The organism is Sphaerospermopsis aphanizomenoides BCCUSP55 (assembly GCF_001586785.1).
In the GTDB taxonomy this organism is placed as follows: domain Bacteria; phylum Cyanobacteriota; class Cyanobacteriia; order Cyanobacteriales; family Nostocaceae; genus Sphaerospermopsis_A; species Sphaerospermopsis_A aphanizomenoides_A.
The window spans coordinates 1-24212 of sequence record NZ_LUFH02000060.1; the positions used below are offsets into that span (position 1 = coordinate 1).

Sequence of the window (24212 nt, forward strand, 5' to 3'; positions counted from 1 at the left end):
ATCCTCGCCAACGAAGTAAAACTGCGGCTTGGGCTTTACTTAAAATAAAAAGATTAGCCTCGTGTCGGAGAGATATTAAATTTAATCTTTCTATTTCTGTCAATGCACCACTAGAATTTTTTTCTAGTAAATTATTATATTCTTCCATATCTACTGCTGTTTTATGACTATGGAAAATTTGCCAGAGAGTATTATCATCTAATTTATCTAAAGCTGCAATTTCCGCTTGAAATTCCTCTGGTACATCATCCCATATTGGTGGAATACCTACTTGTAAGGCACGTAGTATAACTTCTTCTAAAGGACGTTGAGTAGCATGAGCGGTATTGACTAATCTTTGATAAATAATTTCGGGTATTTGTAGGGTGACAGTTGCATTAGTCATGTTTAATGAATAATTTAATTTTTACTGAGTGAGATATTGATAGTTTAAGTATATCCTGTTTTATTAAACTCTGAATTTTAATTTAATTTTTTACCATATCTCTGTTTTAAATATTTAATTTCCTCTCTTAAACCATCAGCATGAATCAAACCAACATAACCGCGAAATTGACATTTATATGTGGGATCATAAACAGTAACATGAGGAACTTGGGCAAGATTATCTCTTAATCTTAATCTTCCACTTCCATCAATAAATGTAAAATCTTCTGTTACTGTATTGATAGGATTTAAAATATTGAATATATTTTTAGTTTCTAGAATATTTTTTCCTATACTTTCTGTCAAATTATGAGAAACAGTTGTCATACCAGGAACTTTTTCCAGTCTCTTAATTACCAAATTAATAATTTTTTCTTCATTGCCTAAAATATTTTCTGTAATCATTTTAGCTGTTTGTGGACAATTCCAATATCCAATATGAGCGTCTGCTGCACCAGTAGCAATAGCACCTAAATCAAGCAGTTTGTTTATAGAAGTGATATCTTTAATACCTGGATAATTCGCTATTTGACGCACTAAAATTTCTAAATTATTGGCATTATCAACAATAAATTTATCTGTGACTCTAATATTATAATTTTTTCTGACTTCTAAGCTAGAACTAATCGGATAAGCAATCATATCTGAAGAATGAATAATATTTAACCACCGCAAAGGATATTTAAATGATTGACACTTCAGCTTCACTTGTTCAGTAGGAATATCTAAAAGCATATTAAATAAAATTACTGGTGAACCCATTGTAGTAATGCTTTTTAGTTGTACCTGATCATTAATTAATTCTCTAAACTTAAAAGCTGGATCATTATTTTCAAAGTTATCTGAAAACAACATATCCCATAAAATTACAGTTCCCATTGAATGGGCAATTATATGTAACTCTTTTTCCTGTGAGTGATTGGTGATAAAATCTTCTAAATGTTCAGTTATGGATTGTCTAATTTTCTTTCCTATTTGAAAGTTTAAGTAGGTAAACGCATCACCAACAAAATCAGATATAAAACCTTCTCTTAAATCTTTACCTCTTAAAATATACTGACTCTCAACATAAGGATTTTCTTGTTGAAATTTTTGTAAGTCTTGATGAATAAAATTCCATACTTTACCTTTATTATTTAAAATATCTGCATAAAAGCCAGAATGAAAATGAGGTAATTTTTGACCTCTTTGGGAGAACTCTGTTTGAATTAACTTTTTGAGAGGTTCTGCAAATTTAACCTTTGATTCTGCGACACCATGAATAAAAAGTATAAGCATTGCTGTATTCTCGTAATAGCAGCACAATTATAATTTGTTAATTTTGAATTAGGAATACTTGTATAAAAAACTTAAACTTGAGGCTCTGCCTCAACAACATTTTAAACTACTTCATCACTCATTCAGCAAGAAATGTAGATAAAGGTCAGACAAAAGCCTGACCTAATTATTTAATTTCTAAGCGCAAAGAGCTAAAATCTTCTCAACAACTTGCAGATTAACATCTTTATTTTCACCCAAAGCTGTCATCCCATGCTTTTCTAAATTCTCAATGACTGCGGGAATAGTTTCTACTCCCACACCATAGTCAGATAAGCGAGTGCGGACACCAACTGATTCAAAGAAATCACGAGTTTTAGTAATTGCTGCATCTACTCGTTCTTCTTCTGAACCACCGACAATATCCCAAACTCTATCTGCATATTGTAGAAGTTTTTGCCATTTGCGATCGCGTTTAATTGTCAACGTACTTGGTAACACAATTGCCAAAGTTTGGGCATGATCTAAACCATGTAAAGCTGTCAATTCATGACCAATCATGTGAGTTGTCCAATCTTGAGGAACACCAACAGCAATTAGACCATTTAACGCCATTGTCGCTGACCAAACTAAATTCGCTCTGGCATCATAATCTGTAGTATTAGCTAAAGTTTTAGGACCTTCTTCAATCAAAGTTTTTAAAATTGATTCAGCCATGCGGTCTTGTAATGGTGCATTTACCGGATAGGTTAAATACTGTTCCATCACATGAGTGAAAGCATCAACAATTCCATTACTAATTTGTCTGGGAGGTAAAGAAAATGTTGTTTCTGGATCAAGGACAGAGAAGCGAGGGAAAACTAATTGACTTCCGAAATAAAGTTTTTCTTGGGTTTCACATTTGGTAACAACCGAATTCACATTCATTTCTGAACCAGTTGCTGGTAGTGTCAAAACCACACCCAAGGGTAAAGCCGCAGTTACAGGTGCGCGTTTTGCTAAAATATCCCAAGGATCGCCCACAAAAGGAACAGCAGCAGCAATAAATTTAGTTCCATCTACAACAGAACCACCACCCACTGCCAACAGAAAATCAACGCCTTCTTTCCGCACCAATTCCACTGCTTTCATCAAGGTTTCTAAACAGGGGTTAGGTTCAATACCACCAAACTCAATTAAATTCCGTCCAGCTAACGCAGATTTTACTTGGTCATAAACGCCATTAGCTTTAATACTACCGCCACCGTAGGTCATCAAAATTTTAGCATCTGCGGGGATTTCGTCCCCAATCTTAGCAATTTGACCTTGACCAAATAGGATTTTAACAGGATTGTAAAAAACAAAGTTTTCCATGATTGAGTCAGACGAGGTAATGAGATTTCGCCTTGATTATTATAATCAGTTTCTCCATTACCTTGCCTGTATTAAAGTTTGGTAACTAAATGTTTACCTTCTATTAACTAAATGTTCACCTTAGATTTGCATTTTTTGATGCTTTCTAAATCATTACTGTTTAATCATCAAGATAACTCATGAATAAATGGAGATATTGCAGCTACAAAATCAGCAGTTGATTCATAAGGTAAAACATTTCTTCCCTTAATTTTTATCCCTCGTCCTTGAGATAAACAGGCTAGATAATCAGCCATTCTTTCATCGGCTGTTTCTGTTTTACCTTCTTTGCTAATAGCTGATGCCTTCTCTCCCAACACTATTAATGTCGGTTGTTTAATTGCTTTAATATCACTGGTATAATCCCGTTGCCAAAATCTCGCTAAAAAGGAAAATACTGCATAGCGCCCACCCATATTTTTAGCATCTGTTAATAAGGTATTTAGCCATTCCTCATCGACAGCATCACTAGCAGCAAAAAGTCTTTCTGTAGAAAAAGAAACTAAAAATTTGCGGGTGCGTGCATAACGAAAAAAAGCATTACCTATGGGTGAATCAAAAATAGCCCAAAGCAGTTTTTGTCTCCATGTAGCTGCATTTTTAGTAATCACACTCCAAGGTGTTGGACCAGAAAGTATCAGTCCAGTAATTAAATTTGGTTCTAATTTCACCAATTCAATTGCTACTGGTAATAAAGCGCCTTGAACCAATAAAATTACAGGTGTTTTTACTAATGTTTGTAAAAAATGCTGTAACTGTTTTGCCCAATCAATAGGTTTATATGCTTTCCTGGGTGTATCACTTTCACCACATCCTAATAAATCAGGGGTGTAAATGATATTGCCATGATTTGTATCATACCATTCACGGCAAAATCGCTGCCAAAATTGCCGTGATAGTCCTACACCAATAGGATGAATTAATAGTAAGGGAATACCTCCAGAAGCAGAATTTATCGGTTGATGTATTTCGTAAGCACAGCGATAATTCTGCCAAGTATAAAACTGGGTGGGAGATGCTGTTAAAACAGAGGAATTATCTACAATTGGCGATTGCATGATACTGAATTGAAATAGCTGCTAAAAAATGATTTGTGGGTGGATAAACTCGTATCCTGCGTCTTTTAGCTTTTGATTAGACACCCACGTATTATAAGGGCGGTTACTCTTGTTGGTTGCATCCCAAATCACATTAGATAAATTATGTTTTGTTAATACATTATCAATTAATTCTCGACTGCTAAGATGGGAATCATCAACTAAATTATAAATTCCTTGTAAGCGGTGATGACGAGCAAATTCTATCGCCCCAACAATATCATCTAAATGCACCCAATTTGTAATATCTTCACCTTTACCGGGACGAGTTGCACCTGCTAATCTTCCAAATATTTTTACCAATTCTCTACCTGGTCCATAAATTCCCCCTAACCGCAAAATACAAACTCTGAGGGTTTCATTTTCTGCTGAAAGTAAAACATCTTCTGTTTTGCGGAGAATTTGAGCATTTAAATTAGCTGGTGCTGGTGGTGTTTCTTCATCTACCCATACACCATTTCTATCTCCATAAACTGAGTAACTTCCTGTATATATTAATTGATGAACATTAGGAGAAGTACGCAATATGGAAACTAGATTTTTTGCTGTTTGTAGATAGGTGTCTTCATAGGTTGTTGCACTTTTAGCACCTACGCTTAATAGAACAACATCTTGATTTTGTAATACTGTTTTTAGAGATTCTAAATCATTTCCTTGGGTAACTATAACTTTTTGAGCTACTTTTTGTAATCCAGGTACACGCTCAGTAGTAGTTGTAGTTGCAGTAATAATAAAGTTTTTGTTTTGCTGCCAATATTGAGAAACAGCATAACCAACATAACCACAACCAATTATTGCTATATTCATGATGTTCTAAACACAAAAAATTACTTATCAGCCTCAAGCAGCAAAAATTGATATTACAAGAGTTTTTAAGAAGTGATTTTTTACTACTTTACCCAGTATTATTTAAATAATACCAAGTTTAAAAGTTATGACGACAGATGGATGGGGTAAAAGCAGTTATCGTCTATATTTGACAATTGCAAATCCCAAATCTAAAATCCAAAGTTCTATCACCCCAGAAAAGTAGCTTTCTACAAAATATTTCAGTCTTTTCGTTACATAAGATACCATTTCATTGATTTCATATTCTCAGGAATATTACTAAGTCTCCCATATTGTAGGTAGTGTTAACTCAATTCTTTATTTTTTATTAACTCTGGTTGGGTTTAGCGATGAATTACCCCATCAGGCATAATAGCTCCAGCTAGGTTGGCTCCAATCAATTTGACCAGCAAGCGATCACCTGAACGAATCCTAGCACCTGTCAAATCAGCACCCCGCAAATCAGCACCACTGAGATCCGCACCAATTAAATTAGCCGAGCGTAAATTTGCTTCTCTCAAATCTGCCAACAGTAGGTTGGCTCTAAACAAATTGGCTTCCGATAAATCCGCACCTCTAAGATTCACTTTGTGCATAAAAGTATCACTGAGATTAGAACCGCTCAAATTGGCATAACTCAGATTTCTGCCTGATAAATCTTTGTTACTTAAATTAGCTCGACTAAAATCTTTGCCACTTAAGTCTGGATTCTGATTTGGTTGTTGATAGTTTGTTTGTGGTGTTTGATTGTAGCTTGAAGATGGTTTTTTTTGTTGAGTTGGTTTAGAATAATTTGCAGTTTGAGACTTGTCCTTTAAAGAACGTATTTTATCACGAGCTTCATTAAAGGCTTTGAGCTTGTCTTGAGCTTTTTGTTGCAAGCGGTGATTGTCTTTAGGGAGTCTGTCAGGGTGCCAAACAAACACTAAATCTTTATAAGCCTGGTTGACTTCTTCTAGTGTTGCTCCAGGCTCCAATTCTAAGACTCTGTAATACCGCTCCAGTTCGCTCATACTATGTGTTGGTGAAAAACAAATAATAATTAAATTAATTATGAGTGAAAAGCCATCATTCATCCTCTAACAGGATTTTGGATTTTGGATTAGACTCTACGGATAAATCTGGGTAACTGTGTCATATATCACTTATTGTATCACTGGATACTAAAGTATTGCGTTAATGTATAGCAAGAGTCAGGAGTCAGGAGTCAGGAGTAAAACCCTCTTGTCATGGGAGTTTCATGATCGAAACAATCAGTTCTAAAACCGGACTTCGTCCCGCTACGCTAACGCCGTTTCAGACGAAAAGTTTTTAGCGCGGGCTACAAATCCCCTTTACAAAAACTGCCTTCTGCCCTCTGCCTTCGTTAACAATTGATGTCCTCACGACCCTGTCCACGGCTATATACTCAAACTCAATGCGATCGCTCACTTTCATTAAAGATATTCAATCAATCTACTTCTTTTGCAGCAGGTTTAACTTGGTTTAAACTGGTGTTTAAAGAGCAATGTTGCTTCCGCCTAGTGCTGTAGGCAATTATACTAACTAGAAACTCAACTGCATCGGCTTTTGTTCTGGCATTGAAAATGTGAAAATGCAAAAAATCATCTCATTACACCATTTCTCCAGCGACTAACCGCTCGCAAATATGACCCAATTGGGATCTGATAAACTTCAATAAAAATCCAAATCATAATTGCTAAATGTAACAAAAAAGTGAGGATTGTCCAGATATATGGTATCCAGGAAAGGGGTACATGAGGATCTGGTGGAAAATAATAAGCTGCTATACCAATCAAAGTAGTAGGTAAAACGACAAAAGCAATTGCAGCTAACACATAACCCCAACCTAATTCCATACCTTCTAGTTGGGCTTGAGTCCATTTAAAGCCATTCCACCGCCAAACTAAAGGAGGTTGTCGAGAAGGCATTTTGATTTGTTGTAACTCCAAATTGACAGTAAAAATTTCGTGGCAAAAGTCACAAGACATCGCCTCCATTAGTGGCATCTGAGAAATTTTACCGACCCGGCACACAGGGCAAGGGTAATCTCCTTGAAAGTTTAAAGATGCAGAAAAAATTTTCACATTGGGCATAATCAAACTGCTAAGTAGGTTGGCGTTAAAAGTTATCGGCGTGATCAGGCAACAGGCAAAAGGTTTTGGTAAATTTTATTTATGTTACATACTTTCGTTTTGTCAATTCGTTATACTTACTTTTTTCAAAATTATTATTGTTAATAATAAATCAACTAAAAATCCTTAATTGTCTGATTTTTCACCATTTTAGATGCAGGGTACATGGTGTATGGGGAAAAAAATGAATTCTTGCTCCTGAAGTGCGTAGCTTATTAGTAAGCCATATTCCTCAACTCCTTCTTCTGTAGGACTTACACAAAAGAACGAAAAAATAAGGTTTTCAGAGGATAGGTAAATGGAATGAGAAAACCCCCTACACCCCACACCCTACACCCTACACCCAGTCTTCACCGATCAATTCTGTGCGTAAGTCCTGTTCTGTAATTACATATTACTGAGTTAAACTTGCAAGCAAGCTAATACAAAATATAAATAAGCTGATCTTCGGTTTGGGTATTATTCACAATGGAACACTGGCAATTTCTGATACAGAAACAGGGCGATCGCACTTGGCAAACCCTGGAATCGCCAACTCTGCAAATTTTAGCAGGTAAGTACAGAGTTTTGGCACGTTCACACCTGCTAAACACAGATGTAGAAGTACGGGTAACTCACTCCTCAATTCAGGAAGTACCACCAAAGCGGCGAATCTTTAAGCGTATGCGTCGCACTAATGCAGATGGACTCATGGCAGTTATTCCCTTTACTGATCTTAAACAGGGAATTTGGGAGTTACGATGCTCCGGGGACTTGATGACGGATATGCTAGGTCAATCCTGGCAATATAGTCTACTGATTAAAGTCTTGCCCGAAGAAGTTACAGAGCGCCCATATCTGGGTGATAGTGGTCAATTTGACTCAGAACTTGAGGTAAAACTATTTCCCCACGATGAATCTGCCATTACTTCACTCCCCAGCCTTGACATCAATACTTTATTAACAGAAACAGAAGATATAATTATTGATCAGCCTGTCAGTCCAGTCTTGTTCAAAGGTGAGACAGCAGAGCAGCTATTACAAAGCTTGATCGATTTAGCTTTACCCAACCCAGAATCCCCAGAGGAAGATCCAGCACTTGAGGACTTTGATTCAGTATCTCCACCTCCATTAATTCAGTTATATCTAGAACAGGACATCTATATTAGTCGTTGGGGAAAAACCTTAACATTAAATGGTGGTGTGAATCTAGCAGATCATCTGGAAGAGCAAAGATTATCTATCAGCAGCGTTAACCAGTTACAACTAGTTATTGAACTGCGATCGCCCCTAGAGTCAAATATCTTAACTCAATTTAGCCAGTCTTTACCAAATAAAATTCTACCTTTTACCTTCACTACCTCAATTGATATTCCGACTGAGTGTGAATCCAAATTAATCTTGGCAGAAATTAATTTATATGGTGCAGTTAATAATGAAGAAAGAATTCAACTTTTAGGTAGTCGCACTTTCACAATTACAGCTGATGTCAGCGAATTACTGTCTGTCACCTTTCCCAAATCTAACACACCAGACCAATTAACGGAAAGCAACAAACCACCAGATCCAGTTAATGCTACCGACACAGAAAAACCGATCAAGGTGAGTTTAGAACTTTTCAATGTGGCCAAAACTCCTAAATTAGCTCAGTTCCATATTTTAAAGCCCTCTGCAAACAAGCCTTTACCACCACGAATTAAATCAGAAATTGTCTGGGATGGGGTTTCACCAGAACTACCGAAATTACCGCAAATTAACAAAAATCAAGTTGTAGAATCCCTATTATCTGAAGGGGCTATTAAAAAAACTAGTAAAATCGCTCCTATTAATCTAGAAAAGTTAGTAATCAAACAAGTAAAAACTGGTTTTCCCTACTTAAAACGCTTAAAACCTGATTTAGAACTGGAACAAGAAACTCAAATCCAGCTTGCAAATTCTCCAGAAATTCAGTTAGCCAAGACAGAAAACACACTGGAATTATTACCCAGTTATGAAAGTGAAGATGAGTCTAGGGTTATGACGGAATTTCCTCTTTTAGATACTGAGGAATTAATCACAACAGATACTCCAGCCCAATCTCCTCTCATTCAAAAATGGATGGAGAACCAAGGATACTTCTTACCTGAAGGTATCACTTTAGAATACCAAGATGATAGTAATGATCGTGATCAATCACACCCAGAGTCGGCTTTAACTCTGAGTACGGAAAATCAAGCCGTTGAAACCGAGTTATATTTAAGTTTAGATGCAGAAATAGAAGAACCAGAACAGGAGATTCCAGAACATCTTCGTCTGGACTTAGATGAACCAACCCCAGAACAAGAACAACCTCAAAACATACCGTCGTGGTTGTCCCAAGAAATTGTTATGGACGATATATATATTACCGACAGCCATGAGGATAAAAACCAGCCTCTTGCAGAACAGCAATCAGAACTAGTCAATTTATCACCAACACTGCCAAAATATTTACCAACGCCCCAACTATTTCTACCCGGTGGTGAATTACTGGCGGGTACATCTATCAAATTACGTTTAGAACTGTCTGAAGTGGGGTCTGGATTAGCGATAAAGTTATGGGTTGAAGATTACCAAACTCGTGCTTTACTAGATGGTCCCCATCTGCTCAAAGACTTGCGACCTACACCTTGGGGAAATTGGGAAGCCATTACCCAACTAATTGTACCCTTTGGATGCTTGGAAATCCTTGTCGGTGCGATCGCTCTCGATCTAACCAACCAGCAGGAAAGCCACAAGGTGACAACAGTCAAGACAGTTATTCCGCCTAACTTACCGAGTATGCAGCTAGATGAATTATTAGATTTGTAAACGCCACTGTTAAAAATCTTGAGAATTTGCAAAAATAGTCAGAATTTTGCAGTAAGCTCATTTTGAATTGTAGTGTGACTTCAAAGGATTCTTTACTATGTCAGGCTCATTTTTGCCCTCCATCCTAGCTTATTCTTCATTCTTACCTTCCATCTTTGTTCCTTTAACTGGTCTGGTTTTACCAGCAACAGTTTTTGCGTTCTTATTTGTATACATTGAACGCGAAGATATCGCCTAATTACAAAAGGGTGTAGGGTGTAGGGTTTAGGGTTTAGGGTTTAGGGTTTAGGGTTTAGGGTTTAGGGTTTAGGGTTTAAGAGAAATATACTCTTCCTCTCTTACCTGTCACCTGTCACCTGTCACCCGTCACCTGTCACCTGTCACCTGTCACCTGTCACCTGTCACCTACCTCCTTAACCTAAAAAACCGCCAATCTCATTGAGAAAGGCGGTTTTTTGATGTTTGTTTTTTAACAAAAATGCGGATCAGGTTAGAACTACAAAGAAGAACCTAATCCGGCGTAGGCTCCATAAAAGAAAATACCTACAACAGTAATTACACCTAAACCTGCGATTGTAGCGACAACCCACAGGGGAATTCTCCCACTTCCAGACACAGTTTTCTCCTCCCTTAACAATAAGTCAACAGCAAATAGTAACGACAGTCCCAGTTAGTTAAAGAAGTAACTGGAAAACAGAATCCCTAGAACGAAAATTAGTAAAAGTCCCAGGTACAAAGAAGTACGGTTTAATTCAACAGGTTGTTGATTAGGATTAGGTGATCTTTCCATGACTTGCTCCTAGCGTTGAATAAACTGCATTGCGGCGATCGCGCCTAAAAAGAAGACAGTTGGCACACCTAAAGTGTGAACTGCAAGCCATCTGACTGTAAAAATTGGATAAGTAACTGGTTGATTGATGTTATTGCCGCTGGCCATGATTTCAAACTACTTTTGGATAAATGTTTCTACTTGCTTTTTAGCTTCATAACGGTTGCTGACGATTGGCACTTCTTGCCGTACCTGAGTGAAATACTCATCAGGACGAGGAGTGCCGAAAACATCATAAGCCAAACCAGTGCTGACAAATAACCAACCAGCAACGAATAAAGCTGGAATGGTGATGCTGTGAATTACCCAGTAACGAATACTGGTAACAATGTCCGAAAATGGACGCTCTCCAGTGGTACCTGACATTTAAATGACTACCTTTGCAAAAACTATTATTGAGTCTATTATCCTACAAAGTTTAGAAAGAGTTACAAGTTGCAACGTTCTTCTCAGAAAAGGTTATCACCTAAGCGGCCTCTGGTTGAGAACTTGCTTCGGCATTAGGATTATATTTGAGCAAAACGCCGTGATCACCAATGATAAAACCTTGATCGGGGCTAAAAAATACAATCTTGTACAAATTAGCCGCTACACTTTCCACATCCCGGTCTTTTTTCCAGGTCTGACCACCATCCGTACTGCGTAGCAAGTTCCCGCTACCACCACCAATCCAGATTTCATCTGGTGTCCGATATGCTAAATCTAGTAAACCCCAACTCGTAGACAACTCTGGATATTCTACATCTAGCCATTCATCAGGTTTAGTCAAATCACTAAATTGAACTTGACCTCCCCGTGCTAACAACCACAACTGGCCATTATCAGCAAAACCCATATTTTCTAACCGCCGAGAACTTAGACGGTTATGGGGTTCCCAAGCATTTTCTCCAGGTTCCCACACTGAATAAAAGCTGCCTTTAGCAGAAACAGCAATATATCTACCATCACTGGCACGATCCAAGTTACGCACCACACCAACAGCCGCTTCTACCTGTGCTTTCCAATTTTGACCACCATCTGTGGTTTTATAGATAGCTCCCACATCAGTAGCCATTTCCGCTGTATTTTCACCCAGTGCTGTTACTAAAATTGGGCTACCAGGTAATTTTTGACTCAAGGGTAAGCTAGACCAAGATTTACCACCATCAGTAGTATGTAACAACACTGAAGGCTCTCCCACTATCCAGCCTTCTTTACCTGCAAAACTGACAGAGTCAAATCGAGATTTTGGCTCATCAACTGCCAATTTTAGCGATTGCCAAGTATTTCCACCATCATTAGTTTCTAGCAGGGTAGCATTGCTACCAACTAAATAACCATGTTTGGGGTTATCAGTAAAAGCAATATCAAACAGTTTTTCCTCTGTTGGCACACTGATAACTTGCCAGGGATTAAAGCTTGTAGAGGGAACTTTACTACAGCCGATACAGGCTAGGATTACTATGAATGCGGCAAATATTCCTTGCCACTTTTTTACAATTGAATGCATCAGTATTTTTTAGTGTTTATCGAAATTTGAATTAAGGGAACAGGCGACAGGTGACAGGTGACAGTCAATAGGGAATAAATAATTTTTTATTCTCTCCATCTCCCCATCTCCCCAAGGGGGTTTTATTGTAAGCCGTAAAGACTGATAAAAAACAAGAATCCAAGGGCTAAAGCGCCAAATATTAAGATGTTCTTTTGGGCTGGTGTCAGTTTATTTACACCCAAGCCGTAACTTAAGTTTTCTGTGAAACCAGATGCTGTACCCGCAGGACCTATGTTAGCAAAAGCTACCTTTTTGGCTGTACATACTGGACAACGCCAATTTATAGGTAGTTCTGAAAACAATGTCCCAGCAGGAATATCATGGCTGTCGTCTCCCTTTTCAGGTTCATAAACATAACCGCAAGAGCGACACTCATACCTATCTAACACAGGAGTTTCAATAGCTTGTTCAGCTTGTTCGCTCATGGCTAAAGCCTCTCAGATGGAAATCTTAAAGATACGTTAAAAATTATGACATAATTGTTAGACTTTTCTATCATTCCCAAAACTGAATCAAATACACTCAGCCCGTCTGTTTCCCAGATTCCAGAAAACCCTAAAAGATATAATGTAAAAGAAAGTGTGCGATTCGATGTCGCACGTAATGAGTTAAATATCCTTACTGGATAAGGTTTTTAAGCAATAGAATGCACCGAAGTCCGAAGGATATTTACGAGCAAGTGTCCAATGCTTGTCCTCATCTCTTAGGGGCAAAGTAAGCAATTACCTTGTCTCAAAGCTAAAGAGAAAAGCCCAACCATCCTGATAACCACATTTGGGGGGAGGCAAGAGGAAGATTGGTAAGGTAAATGAAAATGAACTCTCATTGAGGTTTCGTTAACATCAGGCTGCTCGTAAGTGGCTAGTACCAATCAACTGGTACAACGACAGTGTTGGGAAAAAGAGTAAGAAGACACTTTCCTTCTTACCAAAAAGACATTGATCCTGCTCGTGTCAATGTTAGGACACCAAAAATTCCCCGGAATAGAGAGAGTACCTAACCCAATCGCATCTCATGCGTGTGGAACGAAGTAACCCCAATGGGGTCTAGCGGCTAGACCTAAGTCGCTAGTAAGGAAGGAGTAATTCAACCTGAATTCCCTAGTGGGAAAAAGATGCCATAAAAAGCGAAAGCTGTCTGCCGAAAGGCAACGGGAATAAATAACCGGACAGATAGGGTAATACCCAACCCGAAAGGGTGCTGACGTATGGCAGGTGAGTCTCTTGAACTTCAATGTAAAATTACCGAACTCAAAAGGAAAAGTTGGATGCAATCCGTGAGGAATGCGAACGTAACTGAGAGAACTACCCAATGGAATCGTGTCAACTGGCGCAAAGTCAACAAGGTAGTTAGGCGATTGAGACAAAGAATTTTCAAGGCTACAAGGTCTGGGAAGTTGAAATTGGTTCGCAACCTGCAAAGGTTGCTAATGAGAAGTTACTCAAACATCCTTGTATCAATAAGGAAAGTAACACAAATCAACCAAGGCAAAAACACCCCTGGAGTAGACAAGCTGGTAGTAAAAACACCAGCAGCCAGAGGATTGTTGGTAGACATACTAACAAAATTCATCCCCTGGAAACCCTACCTCACTAGGAGAGTGTATATCCCCAAAGCTAATGGCAAGAAACGTCCACTAGGAATACCTAGCATAATAGACCGCTGTCTACAGGCGATTGTAAAAAACGCACTGGAACCATACTGGGAATCCAAATTTGAAGGCAGTAGCTATGGTTTCCGACCAGGCAGAAGCGCCCATGACGCAATAGGAAAAATTTACCTAATTGCTCGTTCTAACAAGACGAAAAAATGGATAGTGGATGCTGATATAAAAGGATGTTTTGATAATATTGCCCATGAACCCCTAATGAAAACCATAGGAAATTTCCCTGCAAAGAAATTAATTCACCTATGGTTAAAAGCTGGGTACGTGGACAAAGGAGCTTTTTACGAAACCGAAAAGGGAACCCCCCAAGGTGGAATAATTAGCCCACTTCTAGCCAATATAGCCTTGCATGGACTGGAAAAGGCACTAGGCATAAAATACGACAATAGAGGTCAATTAATTAGTAAACGCGCTATTGTCCGATATGCCGACGATTTTGTAGTATTCTGCCAAACAAAAGATGACGCAGAACAATCAGTAGAAATTCTGAAGAATTGGATGAAAGACAGAGGACTTACCCTCTCTGATGAGAAAACAAAAATCGTCCACCTAACAAAAGGTTTTGATTTTCTTGGATTCAATGTCAGACACTACCCAGTATCCAACACTAAAACAGGATTCAAAGTGCTGATAAAACCCAGTCAAAAAACCATGCAAAACGTGCGGAATAAACTCAGACAAGTATGGCTGGAAAACAAAAGCCGGAACGTTGACTATCTGATAGATCAACTAAACCCCATTATTAGGGGAATAGCTAACTATCTCCGCATAGGGGTTTCTTCAGAAACATTCAGCAAATTGGATAGCTGGATGTATACCAGGGAGAAAAGATACACCAAAAGAATGCACCCAAACAAATCAGACAAGTGGCGGGAGAAGAGATATTGGGGAAGATTAAACCTAGACAGGATGGATAACTGGGTCTTTGGTAACAAAGAGTCCGGTAAAGTCTTGTTAAAATTCAGTTGGTTCAATATAGAGAGACACACTCTAGTTAAGGGTACATCTTCACCCGATGACCCAGAACTCAGAAAATACTGGGTAGAAAGAGAAAAGAATAAATCCAAAACTCTAGAACCTAGTAATCAAAAGATAGCAAAAAAACAGGACTATCTATGCCCTGTGTGTCATGAATCTCTATTTAATGGTGAAACTCTTCACAGACACCACGTCACTCCCCGATACCAGAAAGGCAAAAATAACCTTGCCAATCTACAGTTAGTGCATTACTACTGCCATCAACAAATCCATTCCATTAAAGTAAAATACTCTTCTCCACCAGAAGAAGTATTAATCTAAAAGTAGCACTTGACTTGCTTGAGCCGTGTACTTGGAAACTTGTACGCACGGTTCTGAGGGGGGAAGGGAGCAGAAATGCTCCTGACCTACCCGATCACAGCCTTATTTTCACCATAATCGGTACATATCTATTGTGTTTGTCCTCAGCGGTTACGAGTATCTTCTTGGCTTCTTTATCCTCTGTAGCCTAGTACCAGCCCTGGCGCTTTCAGCGTCCAAGCTTCTTAGACCTAGTAGCTACAGTCCAGAACGACGCACCACTTATGAGTCCGGCATGGAACCCATCGGGGGAGCCTGGATTCAGTTCAACATTCGCTACTATATGTTTGCCTTAGTCTTTGTTGTTTTTGACGTGGAAACTGTGTTCTTGTACCCTTGGGCAGTAGCTTTTCATCGTCTAGGCTTATTGGCATTTATTGAAGCGTTAATTTTTATTGCGATTCTTGTAGTCGCTTTAGTTTACGCATGGCGTAAAGGAGCTTTGGAATGGTCTTGAATTCTAATATAACCACCCAGGACAAAGAGCAAATCATCAACCCCATTCATCGTCCTACAGTTACTCAAGAACTGTCAGAAAACGTCATCTTGACTACTGTTGATGACCTCTACAACTGGGCGCGGCTTTCTAGTTTGTGGCCTTTGCTGTTTGGTACAGCTTGCTGTTTTATTGAATTTGCAGCTTTAATTGGTTCTCGGTTTGACTTTGACCGTTTTGGTCTAATTCCCCGTTCTAGCCCCCGTCAAGCTGATTTAATTATCACTGCTGGCACAATTACCATGAAGATGGCTCCTCAATTGGTACGTCTTTATGAACAAATGCCTGAACCCAAGTATGTAATTGCGATGGGTGCTTGTACAATTACAGGCGGGATGTTCAGTGTTGACTCTCCTAGTGCTGTGCGTGGAGTTGATAAGCTAATTCCTGTAGATGTGTATTTGCCCGGTTGTCCTCCACGTCCAGAAGCAATTATTGATGCAATTATTAAGTTGCGGAAGAAAATTGCTAATGATTCGATGCAAGAACGGGGTCAAATTAAGCAAACCCACCGCTACTACAGTACCACTCACAATATGAAGCCAGTTCCAGAGATTTTAACTGGTAAGTATTTACAATCTGAAACCCGCTTCAATCCACCAAAGGAATTGACAGAAGCAATTGGTATGCCTGTACCCCCCGCGCTGCTAACAGCACAGACCAAGGAGGAACAAAAACGTGGCTGATGAAGAATCTAAAATAGTTCCTGCCGCTGAAGAGTCTATAGTTCCTGCGGGTCAGGTTTCCCAGTGGTTAACAGAAAATGGCTTTGACCATGAATCTTTAGCCCCAGATGTTAATGGGGTAGAGATTATTAAGGTAGACGCAGATTTCTTGCTGCCTACTGCTACAGCTTTGTATGCTTATGGATTTAATTATCTCCAGTTTCAAGGAGGTATTGATTTAGGTCCAGGACAAGATTTGGTAAGTGTTTATCACTTGGTAAAAGTGAGTGATAATGCTGATAAGCCGGAAGAAGTCCGGGTGAAAGTGTTCTTACCTAGAGAAAATCCAACTGTGCCTTCAGTATACTGGATTTGGAAGACTGCGGACTGGCAAGAGCGCGAGTCTTACGATATGTATGGCATTATCTATGAAGGTCATCCTAATTTGAAGCGGATTTTAATGCCAGAAGATTGGGTGGGTTGGCCTTTGCGGAAGGATTACATCTCGCCTGATTTCTACGAGTTACAAGATGCTTATTAGGTAGTGCTGAGTTTGAATCTGTAATTTACCCCTTTCCGGTGGCGGAGAGGGGTATTGTTTGACGGGGCGACAAAGAAGCTACAGTTGAGACTGGGTGTAGGGTGTAGGGTGTAGGGGTTTTTTTTCTTTGATGAACCTATCCTCCGAAAACCTTATTTTTCGTTTTTTTTTTGCGTAAGTCCTAATATTTTTTTACTATCTTCAATAGAATAATTATAAGTAGTCGTGCAAAATAAATTTTATAGTTAGGAGAGGGAATAGGGAAGAGGGAATAGGGAATGGGTAAGGAATACAGACATTTTTGTTTTCAATCAATATGTACAATTAATTTTGCTTAGGTACTTAATATTATATTTTCCAAGACTGCTGCAACTTTTAAAATTAATGCCTCATTATAGGGTGCAGCTATTAATTGTACTCCTAAAGGTAGGTGATTTTGTTGCTGAATTGGTACTGATAAAACAGGTAAACCAATAAAAGATAATGGTTGTGTAAATAAACCCAAATGCGGACGAACGAGAATTTCTGCACCGTCTAATATCATAGTTTGTTGTCCGATTAATGGGGCTGTAATGGGTGTTGTCGGAGCAATAATTATATCTACATTTGCAAATATTTCTTTAACTTTATCTCTATACCATCTTCTAAACCTCTGCGCTTGAATATACCAATGGTTAGGAATTAATGCACCAGCTAAAAAGCGGTCGCGTGTTGCAGGGTCAAAATCTTGAGGACGGGATTTTAATTTCTCTAAATGCAGATTTGCGCCTTCACAAGCAGTAATGACAAACGCCGCAGCACGGGCAATTTTTGCTTCTGGTATGGTTACATATTCAGTAACATTCAAGGCATCAGCTACTTTTTGAACTACTGCTAAAGCCTCCGGTGTTGCATTTTGAGTAAAATAGTCATCTACAATTGCAATTCTAATTTGAGAAATCTCATTATTTATTTGTGGTAAACATAAATCAGGAGGACGTTTTGTACAAACTGGATCTTTTTCATCGACACCTTGCAAAACATCAAATATCGTTGCAATATCTCTCACTGAATTGGCAAAATAGCCGATATGATCTAAACTGCTAGAAAATAATTTTACGCCTGCACGAGATAACCTGCCATAAGTAGGTTTAAAACCCAACACACCACATAAAGCCGCAGGAACACGAATAGAACCATTAGTATCTGAACCTAAAGTAAAAGGAACTAAACCTCCAGCAACCGCAGCAGCAGAACCACCAGAAGAACCCCCCGCTACTCGTTGTACATCATGTGGGTTATGAGTTGCACCATAATGGGCATTTTCTGTCACAAACCCATAAGCATATTCATCCATATTTAACGCACCAAGCAACACCGCACCAGCTTTTTTTAGCCTAGTAATTGTGGTTGCATCTTGGGTAGCTGGAGAATTTTCAGCGTTAATTTTTGCCCCAGCTAAAGTTGTTAACCCAGCAATATCAAATAAATTTTTAACTGCAAAAGGTACACCAGCTAACACACCAGGATTTTTACCTTCAGCAATTTTTTTATCAATATGTGCTGCATCTTGTAAAGCTGTTTCTGCGGTAATTGTGGTAAAACAATTTAGTTCCTTATTCCTATCAGAAATTTTCCCTAACGCTGTTTGAGTAACTTCTACTGCGCTAACTTGACCTGATAATACATTTCTAGCTATATCAACAGCATCATTCATGGTTAATAACAGGATTATCTATGGTTCAAAAATTGGTGCGATTTCAATTTCTTCTGCTAAAGGAAATTTATTAACTATTTCTGCTATTGATTTGATTCTCTGAAAATTTTTGACAACTTCATCTTTATATTCATCATTAATTTTCAAATCCAATAATAATGACATTTGGTTTATATATTCTTGGGGATTAAAATTTGCATCATTCATACTTTGTATCCTCAATTTACATCCTCGTTTGTGATTGAAATGGGGCTATTATTTATGATTTTTCTTATGTCATCTAAAGGTGATTCATTTTCTTCTAGTTGATCAAGACAAAATTCTAAATATACTTTAATTACAGGTTCATCTCTAGAGGATGAGCTTCCTCGATAATCTGTGTATTTTTTGGATATAATTTTAATGCTTGTATTAATTCTCAGTTTGCCAGGTTGCCACCCAGAAGCACCTATTCGCAAAAGTTTGCAATTTACTCCTTCTCTATCAGACTCCCATTTAATTTCACTAGATTTAAAATGTGCTAAACTTCCACAACTTCCTGGTGCAGCGACTGAAATATACTGTAACATATCACCAATAATATTTTGTGTACTATCATTAAATTTACAAAATAATTTTTCTTCAAAACTTTTTTCTAATAAGGAAATAAAATTCTTAACTGTAGAAGCATTATCATTAAACAATAACACATCATCATCATTACATTCTAAGGGAATAAATTTATCAGTCATATCTATCTTCCTCAATAAAGATGGGTAATCATTACATCTCAAGACATACTTTTAGTAAAGATATCATATCAGTGTACTCATCAAACGCTAAAAATACGTAAACCCTAATTATACATGATTCCAACACATACTAGGCGCACATAAACCGGAAAATTCCATTGTCATCACTTTTAAATTTTCAAAATTCATCCGGTGCATCAGATGATTATTTGTATCTCTATTATATAGATATGAACACATCGCACTAAACCCAGAAGTTTCGGAAAACGGTTCTATCTCACTACATAATAAAATCTGTTTACATTCACCAGTATTAGGATTGACCAATTTAATTTTATTATTATATGTATCTGCAACCCACAGATTATTATCAAAATATTCCACTCCCAAACAATGCTGTAACAGCACATTATTACCTATTCCATCTTCATTACCAAAACCAAATAAAAATCCACTACCGCAAATAGTTCTGACTTGGCCATTTTCTGCTATTTCCACAGCCCGAATTGAACTAACTTCACTATCAGCAATGAATAACTCTTTACCATTGGTACTCATACCACTTGGTTGAGCAAATGCACATTCTTGAAAATTACCATCGACACAACCTTCAGCACCACTACCTGCATAAGTATGAATGATATTTGTTTCTAGATTCATTTGCCAAATTTGATGACAACCAGCCATTGTTATAAATAAAAAATTACCAACTTTCACTAAATCCCAAGGTGAATTTAATGCTATTTCTAGGGACTGACCACCATGAGGATATATAATCTGGCTTTGTTTACCAGTTCCGGCAATTGTTTCTACTACTTGATTTTGAATATCAACTTTGCGTAAAACATGATTGTGAGTATCAGCAATGTAGATAATTTGATGTTGATCATCATAGGTCATTCCTTGTGGATTAGAAAATTCTACCTCTTGGAAATTACCGTCTTTGCAGCCAGGTTTTCCTGTACCAATTATATGAACTACTTCACCTTCTAAGGTACTCATTATTATACGATTATGTCCAGAATCAGCAATAAATAACCCGTTTTGTGTAGCCAAAACTTGACCCGGAAAAGCCAAAGGTGTATTTAATGGGTGACACTGTTTTTCTAATGTGAATTCCAGTTTTTGAAAATTAATATTATTCGGATTGTTTTGCAGAGTCTGAATAATAAGATTTTCAATTACTGGTAGATGTCCTTCTCCAGCAAATTGACCAATCACATATCCTTGTGGATCAATAATAATTAAAGTCGGCCAGGCTTTGATTGTATAATTTTCCCAAACGCGAAAATCACTATCTACTAAAACTGGGTGTTCAATGTCATAACGTAATATGGCTTGACGGATATTTGCAATTTCTTTCTCGTTGTCAAATTTTCCAGAATGAACACCAATAATAGTGACAATATCTTGATATTTTTGTTCTAAATGTTTTAAATCTGGTAATATATGCAAACAATTAATACAACAGTATGTCCAGAAATCTAAAATGACTATTCTACCTTTCAGTGATTTTAGAGATAAAAGTTTATCAGTATTCAACCAAGGATAATTTTGTGGTAATTCTGGTGATCTAACACGAGGAATCATGGTAATTAAAAATTCAAAACTTTGTTATCAATGTCGGTTGAGTTGAAAAAAATCAATCCCAACAAATACCGCTATGATGCAAAATATCTCTCAAATCCGAATTTCTCTGTATTCTCTGTGCCTCTGTGGTTCGTTTATAAAGAGTGCAAAAGTTATAAAATAAATAATAAACAAAATTACAAACAAATGGATCTAAATTTTTCCGTTCCTTACTCCTCAACTCTATGGTTTTTTAACGTGATAAAATTGAAAATTGCATATTTTAGATTTAGGTTAACATCAAAATCTTGAGAAAACTAGAAGACATCAATATCAATAATTTATCTCTCTTGGTTCAACAAGCGAACACCAAAGCAGCACAAGGAAGTGTTATTCAACGCATTCCCCTTTTAGCTGTAGCTAACCCTAACTGGTTTACTGTTCATATTTGCTGTCACTCAGAAATAAATTACAGTTTAGGAGATAACGCTTGTAAATTTCCTTTAATGAGTGTTATTAAACCATTTTCTCTACTATACTTATTGGAACATCTGGGAGCAGAGAAAGTTTTAGGTTTAGTTGGTGTTGAACCGTCATTAATGCCTTTTAATTCTTTAGAACAGTTAATGATGGATAAGGGGCATCCCCGCAACTCAATGATTAACAGTGGCGCTATAACTTTAGCTGATAAGTTACCTGGTAAAAATGGCAGTCATCGCACTCAATTATTTTGTCAATGGTTGAATAAGTTAGCCAGTAGTCAACTATATATAGATGTAGAAATGTTGACTTCGGTGCGCGATACTCGTTCTCAGGTAAATGTAGCGATCGCTCAATATCTTCACCAAACTGGACACATTGAAAATATCGAATTATCTCTTGACACTTACGAACAGATATGCTGTATTTCTGGTCAAGTGGAAGACTTAGCGCAATTAGGAAAACTCCTAGCTTGTGAAAGTAGTCTAATAAATTCCCAACATCGCCGGATCGTTAACGCTCTCATGTTAACTTGTGGACTATACGAAGCTTCTTCCCTGTATGCAGTCAAAATTGGTTTACCAATGAAATCGGGTATAAGTGGGGCATTGTTAGCAACTGTACCAAATCAAGGCGCGATCGCTTGCTACAGTCCTGCCTTAGATAGTACAGGCAATCCTGTAGCGGGGTTAGCATTTATTGAAGCTTTATCTCAAACATTGCAACTTAGTATCTTTAGTTAATTAGATTTTTCGGTTATAGGTTTACGCCGAAAATACTCATTTAACTCGCTTAATCCTGTTTTTTGTGGCTTTGATTGAGTGTTGTCTGTTGACTCAATAGAATTTGGTGTTATCTCTGGTTCTGGTGTTGCTTCTATTTCAGGTTCTGGAGAAACTTCCATTTCAGGAGTTGGAGATATTTCTACCTTTGGTTCTACCTGTGGTTGCGGTATTGGAGAAACTTCCATTTCAGGAGTTGGAGATATTTCTACCTTTGGTTCTATCTGTGGTTGCGGTATTGGAGAAACTTCCATTTCCGGAATAGGAGATATTTCTACCTTTGGTTCTACCTGTGGTTGTGGTGTAGGAGAAACTTCAATTTCAGGAGTTGGTAGTTCTTCTACTTTCGATTCTACCTGTGGTTGCGGTATTGGAGAAACTTCCATTTCAGGAGTTGGAGATATTTCTACCTTTGGTTCTACCTGTGGTTGCGGTACTGGAGAAACTTCCATTTCCGGAATAGGAGATATTTCTACCTTTGGTTCTACCTGTGGTTGCGGTATTGGAGAAACTTCCATTTCCGGAATAGGAGATATTTCTACCTTGGGTTCTACCTGTGGTTGTGGTATTGGAGAAACTTCAACTTTAGGTGTTACAGCAGGTTTAGGTTCAGTAACTGGAATCTTAGTTATGTAATTCGGGTCTACGATACCACGTACCTCTTCAGCCGTAACTTCCCCTCTCACAATTCTCGAAAGTGTATCCTGACCATCAGGTTCATAAGTAATTAGTCTCACCGTACTGTTAAAGGAATTTTTAACCGGGTTGCCTTGGTTATCCAAAAATTCCAGTTTTACCCAGTTTTTACCTGGTTTGAAGCCTTTGAGGTAGACTGTTTGCCAACGGTCAAGAATAAAGCTTTCACCATTAATTGTGCAACGAATACGCCAATCGCTGATTGTATCTTCGGGATGATCTTCAGCCGTAATATGTAAAGGCGCGTTAGTTAGGTAAAAATCCAACATAATTGGTTCTGCACCATAACTACCAGTAGGACTGCTGTAGGTAAGAAGCGGTAAATCAGGTTCAGGGTCGTTATCGTCGGTTTTAGTAAAGATGTGAAATTTTGTTTGGGCATAAGCGCCTTCATTTTTAAAACTTTCATGCCAAGGACGCGCCGCAAAAACGCGTAAAGTATGTGTACCAGCGGATAAATTTGGTAAAGTTAAGGGCTGATTTAAGTCATAAACAGCTATATGAGGTTGATTATCCAAAATAACGTGCAGATAAGAACCTAGTTGCCATTGAGGGTCTTTAAATATTGGTAAATCCTTAACCTGGAAGCGGACTGTAACAGTGTTATCTTCAATCACCTCATCCACTGCCGGAGTCAATATTTTTACTTGTGGCTGATAAGCTTCTAATTTTGTACGCAATTCTTGAATTACTTCTGGTGGTGCTGTTTCTATAAATTGTCGAGAAATTTGTGAAACTTGTAGATGTGTTGGTTGATTATTAATTGATACTTCTTGACTTCCAGCTTTTTCAGCACAACTGCTTAAATTTAAAACCAGCAGTAATGTCATTAACCATTTGAATATTGGGAAACTCTGAGAATAGAGTTTCTCTACAGTGATTTTTTGCCTAGAGTTCATACTTTCCACCCTATGTATCGTCTTCAACCTCTTTTGTTTTCCTTACTACACCTCTATGGAGTGGAGAGAGAAGAAAATTCAAAATTCAAAAAATAGACAATAGGGAATAGGCAATAGGGAATATATATCTTTGCTTCTACATCTTGCCTTTTGCCCCATACCTAATGTCCCAGGCCCGCTGATGAAATTTTTCTGTCTCTCTATCATAAAAATGCAAAAACCGTAATATTTGCGACAGAATTTTTTCATTTCCAATGGATCACAAGGAAAAACATACAGCCTAAACAGGAAGATTTGTGCCTATATTCAGGATTAACCATAAGTTTTAAGAATTGTTATGGTTTGTAAAT

25 protein-coding genes are annotated in these 24212 nt (G+C 37.8%); 7 read left to right on the top strand and 18 right to left on the bottom strand.

The window, feature by feature from the left end:
* The 7 genes from A0J48_RS15885 to A0J48_RS15915 all read right to left on the bottom strand — a co-directional run.
* On the bottom strand, nucleotides 1-385 hold a 385-nt coding region (locus tag A0J48_RS15885), incomplete at its 3' end, for a hypothetical protein (protein ID WP_200324655.1).
* 77 nt (nucleotides 386-462) lie between these two features.
* Nucleotides 463-1704 carry an alpha/beta hydrolase family protein gene (locus A0J48_RS15890; protein WP_200324657.1) on the bottom strand — a complete coding sequence of 414 codons (1242 nt, stop codon included), beginning with the start codon at nucleotides 1702-1704 and terminating at the stop codon, nucleotides 463-465.
* Nucleotides 1705-1881: 177 nt separating this feature from the next.
* Nucleotides 1882-3036: an iron-containing alcohol dehydrogenase gene (locus A0J48_RS15895; protein WP_200324659.1), complete on the bottom strand. Its 1155-nt coding sequence runs from the start codon at nucleotides 3034-3036 to the stop codon at nucleotides 1882-1884.
* 167 nt (nucleotides 3037-3203) lie between these two features.
* Nucleotides 3204-4133: an alpha/beta fold hydrolase gene (locus A0J48_RS15900; protein ID WP_200324661.1), complete on the bottom strand. Its 930-nt coding sequence runs from the start codon at nucleotides 4131-4133 to the stop codon at nucleotides 3204-3206.
* A 21-nt stretch (nucleotides 4134-4154) separates the two neighbouring features.
* On the bottom strand, nucleotides 4155-4979 hold the full coding sequence (locus tag A0J48_RS15905; RefSeq protein ID WP_200324663.1) for an NAD-dependent epimerase/dehydratase family protein: 825 nt from the start codon (nucleotides 4977-4979) through the stop codon (nucleotides 4155-4157).
* Nucleotides 4980-5344: 365 nt separating this feature from the next.
* Nucleotides 5345-6013 (bottom strand): pentapeptide repeat-containing protein, encoded by a 669-nt coding sequence (locus A0J48_RS15910; RefSeq protein ID WP_200324664.1) that lies wholly within the window; start codon nucleotides 6011-6013, stop codon nucleotides 5345-5347.
* 591 nt (nucleotides 6014-6604) lie between these two features.
* Nucleotides 6605-7096, bottom strand: coding sequence for a hypothetical protein (locus tag A0J48_RS15915; protein ID WP_200324666.1), 492 nt, complete (start codon nucleotides 7094-7096; stop codon nucleotides 6605-6607).
* A gap of 507 nt (nucleotides 7097-7603) precedes the next feature.
* Between A0J48_RS15915 and A0J48_RS15920 the strand changes: the two genes are divergently transcribed.
* The gene (locus A0J48_RS15920; RefSeq protein ID WP_200324668.1) at nucleotides 7604-9943 is read left to right on the top strand and encodes a hypothetical protein; all 2340 of its coding nucleotides are present in this window, start codon (nucleotides 7604-7606) and stop codon (nucleotides 9941-9943) included.
* Between the two features lie 97 nt (nucleotides 9944-10040).
* Complete coding sequence (gene psaI, locus A0J48_RS15925) at nucleotides 10041-10181, top strand: photosystem I reaction center subunit VIII (protein WP_200324670.1); 141 nt, start codon at nucleotides 10041-10043, stop codon at nucleotides 10179-10181.
* A 258-nt stretch (nucleotides 10182-10439) separates the two neighbouring features.
* On the opposite strand, the gene A0J48_RS15930 is transcribed toward psaI, so the two are convergent.
* The 6 genes from A0J48_RS15930 to A0J48_RS15955 all read right to left on the bottom strand — a co-directional run bounded on the left by A0J48_RS15930 (nucleotide 10440) and on the right by A0J48_RS15955 (nucleotide 12728).
* Complete coding sequence (locus A0J48_RS15930; RefSeq protein WP_200324672.1) at nucleotides 10440-10559, bottom strand: photosystem II reaction center protein J; 120 nt, start codon at nucleotides 10557-10559, stop codon at nucleotides 10440-10442.
* A 54-nt stretch (nucleotides 10560-10613) separates the two neighbouring features.
* Nucleotides 10614-10733, bottom strand: a complete 120-nt coding sequence (locus A0J48_RS15935; protein ID WP_081462709.1) for a photosystem II reaction center protein L — start codon at nucleotides 10731-10733, stop codon at nucleotides 10614-10616.
* Nucleotides 10734-10742: 9 nt separating this feature from the next.
* On the bottom strand, nucleotides 10743-10880 hold the full coding sequence (gene psbF, locus A0J48_RS15940; RefSeq protein WP_013190556.1) for a cytochrome b559 subunit beta: 138 nt from the start codon (nucleotides 10878-10880) through the stop codon (nucleotides 10743-10745).
* 9 nt (nucleotides 10881-10889) lie between these two features.
* Nucleotides 10890-11138 (bottom strand): cytochrome b559 subunit alpha, encoded by a 249-nt coding sequence (psbE, locus tag A0J48_RS15945; RefSeq protein ID WP_200324675.1) that lies wholly within the window; start codon nucleotides 11136-11138, stop codon nucleotides 10890-10892.
* 100 nt (nucleotides 11139-11238) lie between these two features.
* Nucleotides 11239-12261: a photosynthesis system II assembly factor Ycf48 gene (locus A0J48_RS15950; protein WP_200324677.1), complete on the bottom strand. Its 1023-nt coding sequence runs from the start codon at nucleotides 12259-12261 to the stop codon at nucleotides 11239-11241.
* Between the two features lie 122 nt (nucleotides 12262-12383).
* Nucleotides 12384-12728 (bottom strand): rubredoxin, encoded by a 345-nt coding sequence (locus tag A0J48_RS15955; RefSeq protein WP_200324679.1) that lies wholly within the window; start codon nucleotides 12726-12728, stop codon nucleotides 12384-12386.
* 842 nt (nucleotides 12729-13570) lie between these two features.
* Here A0J48_RS15955 and ltrA point away from each other — a divergent pair.
* The 4 genes from ltrA to A0J48_RS15975 all read left to right on the top strand — a co-directional run bounded on the left by ltrA (nucleotide 13571) and on the right by A0J48_RS15975 (nucleotide 17009).
* A complete protein-coding gene (gene ltrA / locus A0J48_RS15960) occupies nucleotides 13571-15268 on the top strand; it encodes a group II intron reverse transcriptase/maturase (protein ID WP_200324681.1) in 1698 nt (565 codons plus the stop codon).
* Between the two features lie 133 nt (nucleotides 15269-15401).
* On the top strand, nucleotides 15402-15764 hold the full coding sequence (gene ndhC / locus A0J48_RS15965) for a photosynthetic/respiratory NAD(P)H-quinone oxidoreductase subunit C (RefSeq protein WP_200324683.1): 363 nt from the start codon (nucleotides 15402-15404) through the stop codon (nucleotides 15762-15764).
* Entirely contained in the window at nucleotides 15755-16489 is a 735-nt protein-coding gene (ndhK, locus tag A0J48_RS15970) for a photosynthetic/respiratory NAD(P)H-quinone oxidoreductase subunit K (protein ID WP_200324685.1), read from the top strand. The genes ndhC and ndhK overlap by 10 nt, the downstream gene beginning before the upstream one ends.
* Entirely contained in the window at nucleotides 16482-17009 is a 528-nt protein-coding gene (locus tag A0J48_RS15975; protein ID WP_200324687.1) for an NAD(P)H-quinone oxidoreductase subunit J, read from the top strand. Before ndhK ends, A0J48_RS15975 begins: the two co-directional genes overlap by 8 nt.
* Nucleotides 17010-17343: 334 nt before the next feature.
* On the opposite strand, the gene A0J48_RS15980 is transcribed toward A0J48_RS15975, so the two are convergent.
* The 4 genes from A0J48_RS15980 to A0J48_RS15995 all read right to left on the bottom strand — a co-directional run bounded on the left by A0J48_RS15980 (nucleotide 17344) and on the right by A0J48_RS15995 (nucleotide 21026).
* On the bottom strand, nucleotides 17344-18705 hold the full coding sequence (locus A0J48_RS15980) for an AtzE family amidohydrolase (RefSeq protein WP_200324689.1): 1362 nt from the start codon (nucleotides 18703-18705) through the stop codon (nucleotides 17344-17346).
* 18 nt (nucleotides 18706-18723) lie between these two features.
* Nucleotides 18724-18912, bottom strand: coding sequence for a DUF4089 domain-containing protein (locus tag A0J48_RS15985; protein ID WP_200324691.1), 189 nt, complete (start codon nucleotides 18910-18912; stop codon nucleotides 18724-18726).
* Between the two features lie 11 nt (nucleotides 18913-18923).
* A complete protein-coding gene (locus A0J48_RS15990) occupies nucleotides 18924-19436 on the bottom strand; it encodes a KGK domain-containing protein (protein ID WP_200324692.1) in 513 nt (170 codons plus the stop codon).
* A 108-nt stretch (nucleotides 19437-19544) separates the two neighbouring features.
* The gene (locus A0J48_RS15995) at nucleotides 19545-21026 is read right to left on the bottom strand and encodes a thioredoxin-like domain-containing protein (RefSeq protein WP_200324694.1); all 1482 of its coding nucleotides are present in this window, start codon (nucleotides 21024-21026) and stop codon (nucleotides 19545-19547) included.
* Between the two features lie 287 nt (nucleotides 21027-21313).
* Between A0J48_RS15995 and A0J48_RS16000 the strand changes: the two genes are divergently transcribed.
* Entirely contained in the window at nucleotides 21314-22228 is a 915-nt protein-coding gene (locus tag A0J48_RS16000) for a glutaminase (RefSeq protein WP_200324696.1), read from the top strand.
* On the opposite strand, the gene A0J48_RS16005 is transcribed toward A0J48_RS16000, so the two are convergent.
* Nucleotides 22225-23862, bottom strand: a complete 1638-nt coding sequence (locus tag A0J48_RS16005; protein ID WP_200324698.1) for a hypothetical protein — start codon at nucleotides 23860-23862, stop codon at nucleotides 22225-22227. The genes A0J48_RS16000 and A0J48_RS16005 overlap by 4 nt on opposite strands.
* Nucleotides 23863-24212: the final 350 nt, after the last annotated feature.